Raw genomic sequence first — 14,855 nt, forward strand, 5'->3', positions numbered from 1 at the left:
CGCTGGGTCCGGGCCCGACGATGTCGGGAGACTCTACCCCCGCCCGCGCTTCAGCAATCGCAGCCTGAGCGCGTTCAGCTTGATGAACCCCGCTGCATCGCGCTGGTCATAGGCGCCGGCGTCGTCCTCGAAGGTGACGTGCTTGAGGCTGTAGAGGCTCTTCTCGGACTTGCGGCCGATCACCGTCGCGTTGCCCTTGTAGAGCTTCATCCGCACCGTGCCCTCGACATGCTCCTGGCTCTTGTCGATCAGCGCCTGCAGCATCTCGCGCTCCGGCGCGAACCAGAAGCCGTTGTAGATGAGCTCCGCATAGCGCGGCATGATCTCGTCCTTGAGATGCGCGGCACCCCGGTCGAGGGTGATCGATTCGATGCCGCGATGCGCTGCATGCAGGATGGTGCCGCCGGGCGTCTCGTAGACGCCGCGCGACTTCATGCCGACGAAGCGGTTCTCCACCAGGTCGAGGCGTCCGATGCCGTTGGCCTTGCCCAGCGCATTGAGCTTGGTGAGCAGGGAAGCCGGCGACAAAGCCTCGCCGTCGATCGAAACCGGATCGCCCTTCTTGAAGCCGACCTCGATCACCGTCGCCTTGTCCGGTGCCGCTTCCGGCGAGATGGTGCGCTGGTAGACCATCTCCTCCGGTTCGATCCAGGGATCCTCCAGCACCTTCCCTTCGCTGGAGGAGTGCAGCAGGTTGGCATCGACCGAGAAGGGCGCCTCGCCGCGCTTGTCCTTGGCGACCTGGATCTGGTGCGCCTCGGCATATTCGATGAGCTTGGTGCGCGAGGTCAGGTCCCATTCGCGCCAGGGCGCGATGACCTTGATGTCCGGGTTCAGCGCATAGCAGGAGAGCTCGAAGCGGACCTGGTCGTTGCCCTTGCCGGTCGCGCCATGCGCCACCGCGTCGGCGCCGGTCCGCTTGGCGATCTCGATCAGGTGCTTGGAGATCAGCGGCCGGGCGATCGAGGTGCCGAGCAGGTACTGGCCCTCATAAAGCGCGTTGGCGCGGAACATCGGGAAGACGAAGTCGCGGCAGAACTCCTCGCGCACGTCGACGATATGGATCTCCTTGATCCCGGCCCGCTCGGCCTTCTGGCGCGCCGGCTCCAGCTCCTCGCCCTGGCCGAGATCGGCGGTGAAGGTCACCACCTCGCATCGGTAGGTCTCCTGCAGCCATTTCAGGATGACGCTGGTGTCGAGCCCGCCGGAATAGGCGAGCACGACCTTTTTGATGTCCCGTGTCGGGGCGCTGGCCATGGGAAATTCGCTCTGCTGGTTTTGAGGAGGTCGGAAAAGCGCGGCGAAACTAGGGGATCGCCCCGAGGGAGACAAGATGGCGGGCGGCCGCGGCGGACAAGAAGCGCTGGTGATCCTCAAGATTTTATAATAGTCTAATATTAGATAATAATCTCACTTAGCATAATCATGCCCAGTCGCCTCATCGTCGGCCCGCGTTTCGAGCTGTTCCTGGCCCTGGCCGCGGTGCTGCGCGCCGGCCCGGACAGTGCGCCTTGGCTCGGCCAGGCCCGCCGCAAGCTCGACCCGGCGACCCGCCGAAGGATGGGCGATCTGGCCCTCGCGCCGGCATTCTGGCTGGCGCTCGCGGCCGTGCCCGGAGCGGCAGCGTTGGACGGCGACACCGAAGCCGTCATCGCCGCCGTCGCCGATTTGGCGCCGGAAGACTTTGCCCGGCGCTGTCGCGATGCCCTGCCGGCCGGTGATGCCGATGCGGCTTTCTTGCGGCTGGTCGAACGCTTAGCGACGGATCCGGCGGAATTGCAGCAGGCCGCCGTCGACGCGCTGCGTCGTTTCGACCGCCTGGCCTTTGCCGCCTTGTGGCGCCGCGCCGCGCCGGACCTCGAAGAGGCGGCGCGTCACGGCATCGCGCCCACGCCTGAAGGCACGGACGCGATCGTCTTTCCCAGCCTGTTCGGCGAGCATCGCTTCCCGCTCGGCAAGCTCCTGGCGTTGACGCTTCCGGCCGAGCGGCTGACGGCAGTTTCGCCGCAAGCGCCGGCGATCGAGGATCCCGAGCTGGTGTTTCGCGCGCTCGGCGATGCGACGCGCTATGCGATCGCGCGCCTGATCGCCCGGGAGCCGCTGACCGGCGCCGCGCTGGCGCGGCGCCTCGGCGTATCGGGTCCCACGCTCACGCATCATCTCAAGGAGCTGCGCCGCGCCCGCCTGGTGATCGAAGAGCGCCGCGGCAACAGCATCCTGCTCAGCCTCGACCGCGGCGCCGTCGCGACGCTATCCTCGGCCGCACTGGCAACCTTCGCCGCCGCACCGGCTTCACTCCGCCGTTCGCGCAAGAGATAAGCCGAAAGTCAGTTCTGCTTCTTCGCGAGCTTCTTCAACTCGAGCCCCGCATCGACGGCTTCGAGGCTGCCGATGCCGGCCTTGGCAGCGACCGCCGCCTCGAAATGCTTGCGCGCGGCCTTGGGCTCGTCTTGCAGCAGCGCCCATTGCCCCAGGTAATAGCGGGTCTCGGCAATGAGGCTGGCATTGGTCGCGGCCTTGCCGGCCTTGGCGGCGGCGAGCAGATCGGCCTCGCTCATCCGGCCCTGGTAGAAGGCGATCACCGGCATCGGCCATTGCTCGTCGGGGAAATTCTTGGCCGCTGCCGCCAGGGGCGCCGCATCCTTCTGCCCCATGCGCCCGCGCGCGATGTACAGCCGCAAGGCGGCATAGGGATTGTCGTTGCGCGCCTGCATCAGCGCGGCGAAGTCCTCGGCGGCCGCGGCATTGTCGCCTTTCAGCATCTCGGCGCGGCCGCGGTTGTAGAGCGCGTCGAGCGCCGCCGGGTCCTTCTTCAGCAGCTGGTTGAGATCGGCAATCGCATCTTCGTTTCGCTGCAGCGCGATCAGCAGACCGGCCCGCTGCAGCCGCGAGATGCCGTCGTCGGGCCGCTGCTTCAGCACGCCGCCCAGATCCTTGACCGCGGATTCGATCTTGCCCTGGTTCACATAGATCAGCGCCCGGTAGAACAGGGTGTCGGGGTCGTTGGGCGCCCGCTCCAGCACCTGCGCGAAATCGCTGAGCGCGTAGCTGGCCTGTCCCATCAGCGCATAGGCGGCGCCGCGGTTGTAGAGCGCGTCAGTGGCGCCTGGATCGATCTTCAGCGCCTCGGAGAAATCCGCGATCGCCGCCTTGAGCTCGTTGCGTTGCGCCTGCGCCTTGCCGCGGGAGACGTAGGCGACGCCGAGCGCCTTGCCCTTCAGGCTGCCGCCGGTGATGAGCTGCGTGCAGGCGACCGCCCGCGCCTCCGGATCGTCGCCGCTGGCGCAGGGCCGCATCGCCTCGACCGCGGGGTCGATCTTGGTCTGGGCGGGCGGGGTATCGGCCCGCGTCGCGGCCAGCGGCAGCGACAACATCAAACCGGCGATCAGAAGAGCGGAACGGATCAAAGCGGACACTCGCACTGAAAGGGCGACCCCGGGGGTTGGCCGCGCCCCGAACTGGTACACCGTGCCGCCGCCGAAACCCACTCACTTCTTGCCGACCAGCCTGTTGCGTCCGATATCAACCGAACCATCCTGTCGATCGAGCGCAGACAGCCGCCTAGGCGGGCTTGCGATCCTTCCAGTCGAAGTAGCGCATCGCCAGCGGCAGGAACCAGGGATCGCCCGAATAGAAGGGCAGAGTTGGGAAGGGCGTCTCGGCGAAAGTCGAGCGCCCTTCCGCTTTCCCCTCGATCATCGCCGCGAGCTTGGCGCCGAAATGCGTCCCCATCGGGATGCCGGCGAAGTTGTAGCCCAGCCCGTACCAGACATGGTCGCGCCCGCCGATATGCGGCATCATGTCGAAGGTGCCGGCGCAATAGCCGGTCCAGGCATGGCTGAGCTTCACCGGCGCGAGCTGCGGGAACACCCGCCGCAGGATGCCGTGCAGGAAGACTGCGATCGCGCGCGCGTCACCGCGCGGGACGCCGGTGCCGCCGCCGAACAGCAGGCGCCGGGCATCCGGCGCCGGTCGGAAGAAATCGATGTTGGTGTTGGAATCGATCATGGTGCGGAGATTCGGGATCGCATCTTGGAGCTGCGCTTCGCTGAGCTCTTCCGTCGCCGCCATATAGGCCTGGAACGGAACGACCCGTTTCGCGTACCAGCCGAGGCCCCGCGGCGTATAGCCATTGGTGGCGATGATCGCGTCCCTGGCCACGACCGTGCCGCGATCGGTGACGACCTGGACGCCGCCAGGCTCCGGCGTCACCGCTTTCACCGTGGTCCCGTCGCCAAGGACGGCGCCCGCCGCCTTCGCCCGTTCGGTGAGGCCCTGGTGATAGAGGCCGGAATGGATCGCCGCGAGATCGGGAATGACCGCGCCGCCGTAATAGGCATCGCTGCCGAACTCGCGCCGTTGTTCGGCGCGAGGGACCATCTCGTAAGGATAGCCGAGCAGCCGGCGCATCGGCTCGAGGTCGGCGGCCAGCGCGTCGTAATGTCTTGTGCTGGTAGCGGCGATGTAGCGTCCCGGCCGCGCCAGATGGCAGTCGATCCGCTCGCGGTCGATCAGGTCGATGACACCGGTGAAGGCATCGCCCAGCTCGCGGTACATCGCGATCCCCTGGGCCTCGCCATGCTTCCGCATCAGGGCGGTCAGCGAATGCTTCAGCACCCGGCCCAGATAGCCGGCGTTGCGCCGCGCCGCACCCGATCCTGCGGCATCCTGGTCCAGCACCAGCACGCTGCGTCCGGCCCGAGCCAGCTCCAGCGCCGCCCGCATCCCGGTGAAGCCGCTGCCCACGATCGCCACGTCGACTCGCGGCGGCAGCGCGGTTGCCGGGTGCATAACCGGTCGCGCCGCATCCCACCAATAAGGCTCGAATTTGATCGACGGCAGCGCGATGCCGTCGATCGGCTCAATCCCCTTCACGATTTTCGCTTCCCCTTGCCCTCGCGTGTTGAACCGCGACGCTAGTGGAAACAATCCTGCCGCGCCAGCCGCCCCCCATGCGACCCCTGGGATGAGAAGTCCGCTTGGCGAGAGATTGCACTCAAGCCTATTGTTGAATCATGCGGATGATTCGCGTCGCCTTCCTGCTGCTCGCCTGCACGGCCACGCCCGTGGCGGCGCAGGACGTCTCGCCCGAGGCCCCCTTGCCTGAAGCCAGGGCGATCGGCGAGATCCTCGCGGTCGGCGCACCCCCGGTCATCGACATTGATGCAGCGCTGGGCGCGGAGGCGGTCGCGGCGTTGCGCAACGTCTATGCCCTGCGCGGCAACCTGCCGATCTGGTTCACCACGGCGGAGGCGCCGGCCGCCCATGCCCTGCTGGACCGGCTGACCCGATCCGACCTCACCATCGGCAACAACCTGCAGCCACTGCTCGACGCGGCCCGCGCCCGGACCGCGGAACCCGGCGCTGACTCCCGCGCCGGCGCCGATCTGCTGCTGACCGCACTCTATGGCGCGACCGCGCGCGCCTTCCGGCCGAAGGATGCGCCCACCGGTTTCGCGGCCGCCCTGGATGCGCTCGCGGCCTCGGGCGACGTTGCCTCCCTGCTGCAGGAACCGGAGCCGCCCAAAGTCGAGACGCCGCCCGCCGAAACGCCAAAGGCCGAAACGCCGAAGGCCGAGGCGCCGCCTGCGGTCGAGACTCCCAAGGTCGAGACGCCGCCGGAACCGGCCAAAGAGGCTTGGCGCCAGGTCACCGACTGGCCGACTGTGCCCGACGGACCGAAGCTGCAGCTCGGTGATTCCGGCCCGCGCGTCGAAGCTCTGAGCCGACGCCTGATCGCCTCCGCCGATCTCAAGGCGACGGCGCCCAGCGCCAAGTTCGACGCAGCGATGAAATCCGCCCTGGAGCATTTCCAGGCGCGTCACGCCTTGCCGGCCGACGGTGTTGCCGGCGCCTCGACCATTGCCGCGCTCAACGTGCCGGCGCCGCAACGCATCGCCAGCCTCGAGCGCAACCTCGCGCGCAGCAAGGATCGCAACTGGGGCGGCCGCTATCTGGTCGTCAACCTCGCCGCCGCGCGCTATCGCCTGGTCGATAAGGGCGGCACGATCGCTGAAGGCCCGGCCATTGTCGGCGCCGCTGCGACGCCGACGCCGGCGCTGGATGCTGCGATCGACCGCATCGAGCTCCGTCCGTCGTACCGCATCCCGCAGAGCGTTGCCGACCGACAGCTCTGGCCGCGCCAGGAGGAGGACGCGCTCTACTTCACCAACCACGGCATTCGCGTGACCGACGACGGCTTGCGCCAGGTGCCGGGAGCCGGCAATCCGCTCGGCATTGCGAAGCTGCTGATCGCCGGCAACGACCGCATCGCCCTGCACGGCGTGCCCGGCGGCCCGCAGAGCCAGGCTGCCTTCGACTCACCCGATCGCCACAGCAGTCTCGGCTGCGTGGCCCTCCCGGACATTGCGTCGCTGGTAAAGCCGCTGCTCGCCGCCGATCCTGCCTGGACCGAAGGCCGTATCGACGGCGCGCTCGCGGTCGGCGGCACCCAGGTCGTGGCGCTGGCGCAGCCGCTCCCCGTGCATTTCGTCTACGACACCGCCTGGATCGACGCCGACGGCACTCTTGAATTCCGCGACGACGTCTACGGTTGGGACAAAGCGATGCCCGCCACCGAGGTCAACGCCGTCGCGGAGCCCTGTGGCAGCTGACGGGATGCATTGCACTTAATCGTCATGCCCGGGCTTGACCCGGGCATCTGTTCCAGTCGGCACGAGATTGCCGGCCCCGTCCGCGAATGCGGACATTCGTGAGCTGGGCCCGGTAATGACGATAATTAGGTTAGCCCATCCGGCTGCTGCCGGTCAGGAACGGCTTCAGCAACGCCAGATCCGCTGCGCTCAGGCGATCGGAGGCGGTGTTGGCCTGATGCCAATAGGGATAGATCAGCGTGGGCTTGCTGACGTCGTCGAGCTTCTTGCGCTCCTCGTCGGTGAGCTTCAGCGCCGCCGCCGGCAGGTTCGCCTTCAACTGCTCCTCGTTGCGCGCGCCGATCACGGCCGAGGTGACGCCGGGCCGCCCCAGCGACCAGGCCAGCGCCACCGCCGAGGCCGGCTGCTGCTTCGCCTCCGCCACGGCGACCAGCACCTCGATGATGTCGTAGAGCGCCTTCTCGTCGTAGATCGGCGGCTCGCCCCAGTCCTTCAGGTGCCGGCCTTCCGGCATCGGCTTGCCGCGCCGGTACTTGCCGGAGAGCAGGCCGCCGGCCAGTGGGCTCCAGATCAGGATCCCAAGCCCTTGGTCGACCGAGATCGGCACCAGTTCGTATTCTGCCTCGCGGGCCTGCAGCGAGTAGTAGATCTGCTGGCTGACGAAGCGCGCCTGGTGCCGCGCGTCGGAGACGGCGAGCGCCTTCATGATGTGCCAGCCGGAATAGTTGGAGCAGCCGATGTAGCGCACCTTGCCGGAGCGCTGCAGCGCGTCCAGCGCGTCGATCGTCTCCTCGATCGGCGTCTCGCCGTCCCATTCATGCATCTGGTAGAGATCGATGGTCTCGCGCTTCAGCCGTTTGAGGCTCGCCTCGCAGGACTTGATGATGTGGTGGCGCGACAGGCCGCGCTCGTTCGGTCCCTTGGCCATCGGGAAGCGCACCTTGGTCGCGACCATCAGGTCGCTGCGTGCGCCGTCCAGCGCCTCGCCGATCACTTCCTCCGAGACGCCGGTCGAATAGGCATTCGCGGTGTCGAGCAGATTGCCGCCGGCATCCCGATACATGTCCATCACCCGCCGCGCCCCCGCGACGTCGAATTTGCCGGCCTTGTTGAAGAAGTCGCCCACCGAGCCGAAATTCATCGTGCCGAGGGTGAGGGTCGAGACCTTCAAGCCGGACCGTCCGAGCAAGCGGTATTCCATGGCGCTGCCTTCCTGTGCTGCATGCGGGTTCGGCCGAGGAGAACCGGCCGTTTGGATATTGCATGCAGTGTAAGCACAGCGCGCGGCGCGCGCCAAGCCGCTCAGTTCGGCAGGAACACCGCGCGCACGAAGTCGCGGTAGAGCCGGATCTGCTGCGGCAGGATCGCGGGATCCTGCAGCATCCGCCCCATCACCAGTCCGCCCTCCACCAGTGCGGAGGCCATGTCGGCGAGGCCGTCGAGATTGACCGGCATGCGCGGCGGATAACGCTCGGCGATCAGCTCAAGCCGCGCCTTGAAGCGCTCGCGCCAGGCGAGCACGCCCTGCCGATTGAGTGCATGGACCTCGCGGTTGAATTGCTGGTCCTGGTAGGTGAAGGCGGCGGCGAGGCAGCCGGGATGCGCCTCGCGCAGTTGGCCCATCATCTCAGCGAACAGCTGCAGGCCGACCAGGAAGCCATGCAGCGGATCCTCGTTCAGCGCGTCGCCGCGCTGGAACACGTCGTCGAGGATCGCGCGGTCATGGGCGAGATGGCGCTCCATCATCGCCTTGGCGAGGCCGGCCTTGTCGCCGAAGTGATAGAAGAACCCGCTCTTGGTGATGCCGACTTCGGCGATCAGCTCCTCGATCGAGGTGGCGGCAAAGCCCTTGGCCAGCACGGCGCGCTCGGCCGCTTCCAGCAGCAGCTCGCGGGTCTCGCTGCCCTTGCGGGCCAATGCTGTCCTGCCCTGCATGATCGCCCCTGAAGTCTTGGCCTGCAGCCTTGGATGGACCGCCCATCTCGAAAAGTCCGGCGAAACTACTGTACCATGGGTCCAGTAATCTGTGATCCATGCCACAGTTGGGCCGGTCAGCATTCTGACGATTGCGCAATAAGTCATTCGGAAAGCGCAGTTTTTCGAAAGTCAGGGTGCTGTACCACGGGCATTCTGGAGCGCAGAACAGGGTTTGGGGGAAGTTCACCGCGCCGGCGGGATGAACCACCGGCCGCGAATCCTCCCAAACGAAAGGCCCAATGCCATGACCGCTTCCCCAATCTCAGCAAAATACCGCCGGCGTCTTCCCCAGCTGGGCAGCAAGCGGTTCCTGACCGACGCCGGCCTGGAGACCATCCTGGTCTTTCACGAGGGCGTCGATCTGCCCTGCTTCGCCTCCTTCCCGCTGCTCAACAGCGAGGCGGGCGTGAAGCGGCTGCGCGAATACTACGCCGGCTTTGCCAAGCTTGCGGTCGCGAACGGCGTCGGCCTGATTCTCGAAGGCGCCACCTGGCGCGCCAATCCCGACTGGGGTGCCAAGCTCGGCTATGACCAGGAGGCGCTGGCCGAGATCAACCGCCGCTCGGTCGATCTGATGCTCGATGTCCGGCGCGACCACGAGACCGCGCAGAGCCCAATGCCGATCAGCGGCAATATCGGCCCGCGCGGCGACGGCTACGATCCAGGCCAGCTGATGAGCCCGCAGGAAGCCGAAGAATACCACGGCGCCCAGGTCCGCGTTCTCGCCGAGACCGCGGTCGACTATGTCTCCGCCTTCACCATCACCAACGCGCCGGAGGCGATCGGCATCGTGCGCGCCGCGAAGGCGGCCAAGGTGCCGGTGGTGATCTCCTTCACCCTGGAGACCGACGGCAAGCTGCCGACCGGCCAGAGCCTGGAAGCCGCGATCGCCGAGGTCGATGCCGCGACCGAAGGCTATGCGACCTATTTCATGATCAACTGCGCGCATCCCACGCATTTCGACAGCGTGCTGCAGCCGGGCGCCGCCTGGGTCCAGCGCCTGCGCGGCATCCGCGCCAACGCCTCCTGCCGCAGCCATGCCGAGCTCGACGCCGCCACCGACCTCGACGCCGGCAACCCGGCCGAGCTCGGCCGGCAATACGCCGATCTCCTGAAGCACTACCCGCACTTCACCGTGCTCGGCGGCTGCTGCGGCACCGACTTCCGCCACGTCGAGGCAATCTCGCACAACTGCTGCGCAAAGGCCGCTTAAGAAGCCACGCGGCGTCCGAGGCAAACGCCGCGCGTGCTCCTTCCCCCTCCCCCGAATCGGGGGAGGGCCGGGGCGGGCGCTGCGAATCACCGCCACCCGCAAGCAAAGATGCGCGCGACCATTGGTGGATGTGGCGGCGCTGTTCGTGGGAGCGGTCTGCGCGGAAAGCGAGGCCCAGCCTTAGGGGACGCCGCACCGCCCAGTTTCATTCAACCTCAACAGGATACAACGCGCGGCTGTCATTCTCGTGGATAGGAAGAATGACGCCAAAATACACTGGAAGATGCGGCCTGCATGGATTGGTCAATATCGCTGCCGGCTCTCTGGCGCTGCAACAACCTGGGGTCGACTTTCGGTATACGGCGCTTCGTTCGCGGGATATAAAGCCTAGATCGGTTGCGCGCGCGGGGCTGCGCGAAGCGATTCGGAACAGAGCTGCCACCTTTTGTCGGGGGAGGGTCGATGCGCTGCTTTCCGCTCATGACGTTGATTGCGGCGGGGCTGGTTCTCAGTTCCTGCGCCGATTTCTACAGTATCGGCCGCCGCACCACGCTCCCGGACAACCCGACCTCGAACAAGGGCCTCGCCATCCATCTCGATGCGCAGCAGCGCCTGATGATGGTGGGCAAGGACGGCACTTATTGCGCCGAAGCCAGCCCCGACGCCATGGCCGCCTATGCCGCCGCGCTCGCCGCCAGCGTCAGCGCCCAGGGTTACGGCGCCGGCTCCGCCTCCAACGCCTCGCAGAGCAACATTGCCAGCATCGGGCTGCGCACCCAGTCCATCACCCTGATGCGCGACGCGCTCTATCGGCTCTGTGAAGCTGGCGCCAACGGCCAGCTCTCGAAGATGAGCGCCACGCAATTGATGGCGCGCAGCCAGGATCTGACCGCCGTCGTCGTGGCGGTCGAGCAGCTGACCGGCGCGGTCGCCGCCAACCAGGCGATCCTCACCGGCACCTCGAATGCCAGCGCCTCGGCCAGCATGATCGGCGATGCGCAGCAGCTCGACATCGCCACCAAGAATCTCGAGCGCAAGCAGGAAGCGACCAGCCAGGCGCAGCTCGATCGCGACGCCGCGGCCGCCGCGGTCAAGGCGCAGGAGCCCAAGGCGACTGCGGCGCAGGGTGCCGTGGACAACGCGCCGGCCGACATCGAGCCGACCGAGCTCGCGCAATTGCAGGCGACCCGCGACCAGGAGCAGGCGACCCTGACCCGGATGCGCAGCGATCTTGCGAACCAGGAAGGCCGGCTGAAGAACGCCAAGGAATCCCAGGCGCATGCCCAGGAGGTGGTGGACACGATCGCGGCCAAGAACACCGCCGCCATGTCCGACACCGCCGCGAGCACGACCGGCGCCGGCCAGTTCTCCGGGGTAACGCCGCGGGTGAAGCTGGACGAGAAGGCGACCGAGCAGGTCGCGAAATCGGTCCAGGCCATGGTGACCACCGTGGTGAACAAGGACTATACCGGCGCCGACTGCATGTTCCTGCTGACCAACATCACGGAGGTCGCGACCCTCGATGCGCAGCACCAGGTCCTGCTCGACAACACGCTGAAGCAATGTGCGGACCTTCTGAGCAAGAAGATCCAGGCCGAGTCGGCCCAGTATATGACGGGCGTGATGGCGACCGACGACAGCACGGCCCGGCTGGAAACCGCGCTCGACACGGTGCCCGGCTTCGATGCCAAGCTCGAGGCGTTCATCGCGCGCAACGCGCCCGGCGCGCCGATGACCAACTTCCTGACCCATGCCGGCTTCGCCCAGCTCAGGCAGCAGGCGATCGCCGAACTGTTGCCCTAAGGCGAGGAGGGAGACGTGCCAACCGCAACCACGACCGGCGTCGAGAAGGACAAGGTCGGCGAGCAGGTGCAGCGCTACATCAAGCGCGACAAGGCGACCAAGGTCGAAAGCAAGCAGGACGCCGACGGCACCTGGACCGTCAAGGCCGAGATCCCCAAGAAGCCGTAGCGCGTCTTCCTTCCGCCATCGCCGCCAGGGTAGAATCGCGGCGATGTATCGCCTCCGGCCCGGCATAAAGAAGAATCCCGAGAAACGCTGGGCCTTGCCCGACCGTGTCTTCTTCGCCTGCGGCGCCTGCCACATCCTCGCCTATGCCTTCCTGCGGCGCTTTCCCGATCGCGGCTTTCGCGCGCTCTGGATCAAGCCGGCCGCAGGCTTCACCGGCAACCACATCATCGCAATCGACGAGGGCGGCCTGGCTTTCGACTATCACGGCTGGAGCCGCTTTGATCGCCTGATGGCGCATATGCAGGCGAAGGCGTGCCGCTGGTGGCCAGGGTGGAATTCGACGCTGATCGAACTGCCCGCAGAAGTTCTCATCTCCGAAGCCAGGTCGCGCACCTACGCGGGCCTATGGCTGCGCGAGCCGCTGCAATTTCTGCACGACGCCATGCCGCGCGCGGAACGGTTTATCGACGGAAAGATCCGGAATTCAGCGCTCGATAGAATCCGCACCGGACAAGCGACGTCGCTTGTGGTATAATGCGCAAGCTGTTTGAGATCGTGAATCCTCCATCGAGAGCTGCGTCGGACGATGCGCCCTCACGACTAAACCGCGCTTCGACCGCAGCGGCGTGCACGCGACTTTCACTTTGCATTGACAGTGCATGTACGGAATGAGGGATCGCTTTCACCGGCTCGGCGCTTTGCTGCACCTGCAACACAGACCGGACGCAGACAGGAGAAATTTCGCCGGTCCATGCGCTGCGCTGCAACGCAGACCCGACGCAGACAGAAGCGAGATTCGGCTGCGCCGTCTGCGTGCGAAAAACGCCTGCATCGTCAGCGGCTTGCCGCCGTCTGCGCTCCGGAAAACGCCCGCGTTTATACCCGCCCGCCCTATCCCGGCCGGGCTTGGTGCTCTGTCAATCCGTTACGGCAACTCGTCGTGCTGCGGCAGGTCGTCGGTGATCTCGAACCAGGGTGCCTTGGAGCCGACGAAGATATGCGCGCTCGGCCGGATCGACGGCGCGTCGATGAGCGTACCCATTGCGACATGAGCATACTTGCCCTCGCGCACCACCGAGTAGAGCAGCGAACCGCAGGTCCGGCAGTGGGTGTCGTTCCCGGTCGCGTCGCCATAGACCAGCAGCGCATCGCCGCCGGCGGTGAGGCGGAGCTTCTCGCGGCGGATTCCGGCGAAGGGCTTGAACGCCGCACCGGTGGTGCGGCGGCACTGCGAGCAATGGCAGTTCATCGCGTATTCGAAGGAGTCCTCGACGGCATATTGCACCGTCTTGCAGAAGCAGGCGCCCTTCAGTTCGCTCAGGCTCATCCCGCCGCGGCCGCGGCGTCTCGGACACTCTTGCGTTCGCGGATGCTCTCGCTTTTCAGCTGGCCGCAGGCCGCCATGATGTCCTCGCCGCGCGGGGTGCGGACCGGTGAGGCATAGCCGGCGTTGAATACAATCTCGGCGAATTTCGAGATCGCCGCATTGGTCGAGCGTTCGAACGGTGCGCCGGGCCAGGGATTGAACGGGATCAGGTTCACCTTGGCCGGGATGTCCTTGATCAGCTGGACCAGCGCCCGCGCATCGGCCGGGCTGTCGTTCACGTCCTTCAGCATCACGTATTCGAAGGTGATGCGCCGCGCGTTGTTGAGCGTCGGATAATCGCGGCAGGCCTGCATCAGCTCCGCGATCGGATACTTCTTGTTGATCGGCACGATCCTGTCGCGGAGTTCGTCGGTGACGGCGTGCAGCGAAATCGCCAGGTTGACGCCGAGCTCGGCGCCGGCGCGGCCGATCATCGGCACGACGCCGGCGGTCGAAAGCGTGATCTTGCGCTTGGAGATCGAGATGCCCTCATGGTCCATCACGATCTTCAGCGCCTTGGCGACGTTGTCGTAATTGTAGAGCGGCTCGCCCATCCCCATCATCACGATGTTGGAGAGCAGCCGCCCGTCCTGCGGGCTCGGCCATTCGCCGAGCTTGTCGCGGGCATTCATTACCTGGCCGACGATCTCGCCGGCGGCAAGATTGCGCACCAGGCGCTGCGTGCCGGTGTGGCAGAACTTGCAGGTCAGGGTGCAGCCGACCTGGGAGGAGACGCAGAGCGTGCCGCGATCCTCTTCCGGGATATGCACCGACTCCGCTTCCTGGCCGTCCTGGAACTTCAGCAGCCATTTGCGGGTGCCGTCGATCGACTCGCGGTCGACGCTGATGCCGGGCCGGCCGACCTCGAAATGCTCGGCCAAGGCCGCGCGGAACGGCTTGGCGAGCGAGGTCATCTTGTCGAACTCGGTCTCGCCGCGGTGATAGATCCAATGCCAGAGCTGGCGCGCGCGGAAGGCCGGCTCGCCGATCTCCTGCATGAGCGCGGTCAGTTCCTCGCGCGACAGGCCGACCAGGGTCCGCTTGGCGTCGGCGGCAGGCAAGGGCGCCTCGAACACCTCGGCATGATGGGCCGTGCTCATGGGCGGGGGCTCATTTGCAGGCCGTCACCGAGGCGTCGTAGGCCTTGCCGAAGCCGGAGAGATAATAGGTGTCGCGCACCTTCTCGCCCTTCTTCGAGATCGAATCGACCACGAGATAGTTGTAGCGCTTCATCGCGCTGACGATCTGCTTGTCCTGGCCGCTGCTCTCGGCCCAGGCGCGGCCGACTGCAAATTTCTTCAGGGTGAACTTCTTGCCCTTGCCGGCCTTGGCGCCGATCGTGACTGTCACGTTCTTGCCGTCCTGCGGCAGGAAGCCGAGCACGATCGAGACCTGGTCCCGGGCGGCGGCGTCGGGCGCCTGGATCACCATCACTGCCGCCGACCCGCGGCTCTCGACCTTGCCGATCGAGCCCGCAGGCTCGCTCTGCGTGTAGCACATCAGCCGGCCCTTATCCTCGAAGGTATAGGCCGACCAGGACTTGAAGCTGCCCACCGCCGTCGGGGTCGCGGCTGCCGCCGCTGCGGTGGCGTCCTGCGCCACCTCCTGCCCCAGGGCCGAAGCCGTGGCGGCGAGGCTCAGGGCAAAGCCGGCGAGGAGCGATTTGAGAATGATTGCCATCGGCGGGATGTATCAGGTGCGCCGCGGAAAATCC

14 protein-coding genes are annotated in these 14,855 nt (G+C 66.5%); 6 read left to right on the forward strand and 8 right to left on the reverse strand.

Features of this window, described 5'->3' with window-relative positions:
* Positions 1 to 33: 33 nt before the first annotated feature.
* Positions 34 to 1,257: an argininosuccinate synthase gene (locus ACYQ4T_RS17540; RefSeq protein WP_459856779.1), complete on the reverse strand. Its 1,224-nt coding sequence runs from the start codon at positions 1,255 to 1,257 to the stop codon at positions 34 to 36.
* Between the two features lie 168 nt (positions 1,258 to 1,425).
* Here ACYQ4T_RS17540 and ACYQ4T_RS17545 point away from each other — a divergent pair, with 168 nt between their 5' ends.
* Positions 1,426 to 2,319: an ArsR/SmtB family transcription factor gene (locus tag ACYQ4T_RS17545; protein WP_459856782.1), complete on the forward strand. Its 894-nt coding sequence runs from the start codon at positions 1,426 to 1,428 to the stop codon at positions 2,317 to 2,319.
* An 8-nt stretch (positions 2,320 to 2,327) separates the two neighbouring features.
* On the opposite strand, the gene ACYQ4T_RS17550 is transcribed toward ACYQ4T_RS17545, so the two are convergent.
* Both ACYQ4T_RS17550 and ACYQ4T_RS17555 read right to left on the reverse strand, forming a co-directional pair.
* Complete coding sequence (locus ACYQ4T_RS17550; protein ID WP_459856785.1) at positions 2,328 to 3,374, reverse strand: tetratricopeptide repeat protein; 1,047 nt, start codon at positions 3,372 to 3,374, stop codon at positions 2,328 to 2,330.
* 187 nt (positions 3,375 to 3,561) lie between these two features.
* Positions 3,562 to 4,875 carry an NAD(P)/FAD-dependent oxidoreductase gene (locus ACYQ4T_RS17555; protein WP_459856787.1) on the reverse strand — a complete coding sequence of 438 codons (1,314 nt, stop codon included), beginning with the start codon at positions 4,873 to 4,875 and terminating at the stop codon, positions 3,562 to 3,564.
* Positions 4,876 to 5,021: 146 nt separating this feature from the next.
* Between ACYQ4T_RS17555 and ACYQ4T_RS17560 the strand changes: the two genes are divergently transcribed.
* Positions 5,022 to 6,614, forward strand: coding sequence for a L,D-transpeptidase family protein (locus ACYQ4T_RS17560; protein ID WP_459856789.1), 1,593 nt, complete (start codon positions 5,022 to 5,024; stop codon positions 6,612 to 6,614).
* Between the two features lie 130 nt (positions 6,615 to 6,744).
* Here the strand turns inward: ACYQ4T_RS17560 and ACYQ4T_RS17565 are convergent, their stop codons facing one another.
* Positions 6,745 to 7,815, reverse strand: coding sequence for an aldo/keto reductase (locus ACYQ4T_RS17565; protein ID WP_459856791.1), 1,071 nt, complete (start codon positions 7,813 to 7,815; stop codon positions 6,745 to 6,747).
* A gap of 101 nt (positions 7,816 to 7,916) precedes the next feature.
* The gene (locus tag ACYQ4T_RS17570; protein ID WP_459856793.1) at positions 7,917 to 8,549 is read right to left on the reverse strand and encodes a TetR/AcrR family transcriptional regulator; all 633 of its coding nucleotides are present in this window, start codon (positions 8,547 to 8,549) and stop codon (positions 7,917 to 7,919) included.
* Between the two features lie 286 nt (positions 8,550 to 8,835).
* Here ACYQ4T_RS17570 and ACYQ4T_RS17575 point away from each other — a divergent pair, with 286 nt between their 5' ends.
* From ACYQ4T_RS17575 to ACYQ4T_RS17590, 4 genes are all read left to right on the forward strand, one after another.
* Positions 8,836 to 9,804 carry a homocysteine S-methyltransferase family protein gene (locus ACYQ4T_RS17575; RefSeq protein ID WP_459856796.1) on the forward strand — a complete coding sequence of 323 codons (969 nt, stop codon included), beginning with the start codon at positions 8,836 to 8,838 and terminating at the stop codon, positions 9,802 to 9,804.
* A gap of 462 nt (positions 9,805 to 10,266) precedes the next feature.
* Positions 10,267 to 11,607: a hypothetical protein gene (locus ACYQ4T_RS17580; protein WP_459856799.1), complete on the forward strand. Its 1,341-nt coding sequence runs from the start codon at positions 10,267 to 10,269 to the stop codon at positions 11,605 to 11,607.
* Between the two features lie 15 nt (positions 11,608 to 11,622).
* A complete protein-coding gene (locus ACYQ4T_RS17585; protein WP_459856801.1) occupies positions 11,623 to 11,775 on the forward strand; it encodes a hypothetical protein in 153 nt (50 codons plus the stop codon).
* 43 nt (positions 11,776 to 11,818) lie between these two features.
* The gene (locus ACYQ4T_RS17590; protein ID WP_459856803.1) at positions 11,819 to 12,310 is read left to right on the forward strand and encodes a hypothetical protein; all 492 of its coding nucleotides are present in this window, start codon (positions 11,819 to 11,821) and stop codon (positions 12,308 to 12,310) included.
* Between the two features lie 390 nt (positions 12,311 to 12,700).
* On the opposite strand, the gene ACYQ4T_RS17595 is transcribed toward ACYQ4T_RS17590, so the two are convergent.
* The 3 genes from ACYQ4T_RS17595 to ACYQ4T_RS17605 are packed head-to-tail and all read right to left on the reverse strand — an operon-like array spanning position 12,701 to position 14,821.
* Positions 12,701 to 13,102 carry a GFA family protein gene (locus ACYQ4T_RS17595; protein WP_459856807.1) on the reverse strand — a complete coding sequence of 134 codons (402 nt, stop codon included), beginning with the start codon at positions 13,100 to 13,102 and terminating at the stop codon, positions 12,701 to 12,703.
* A complete protein-coding gene (gene rlmN, locus ACYQ4T_RS17600; RefSeq protein ID WP_459856810.1) occupies positions 13,099 to 14,241 on the reverse strand; it encodes a dual-specificity RNA methyltransferase RlmN in 1,143 nt (380 codons plus the stop codon). The genes ACYQ4T_RS17595 and rlmN overlap by 4 nt, the downstream gene beginning before the upstream one ends.
* Positions 14,242 to 14,251: 10 nt before the next feature.
* Complete coding sequence (locus ACYQ4T_RS17605) at positions 14,252 to 14,821, reverse strand: invasion associated locus B family protein (RefSeq protein ID WP_459856813.1); 570 nt, start codon at positions 14,819 to 14,821, stop codon at positions 14,252 to 14,254.
* Between the last annotated feature and the right edge of the window lie 34 nt (positions 14,822 to 14,855).

Source organism: Dongia sp. agr-C8, assembly GCF_054658695.1.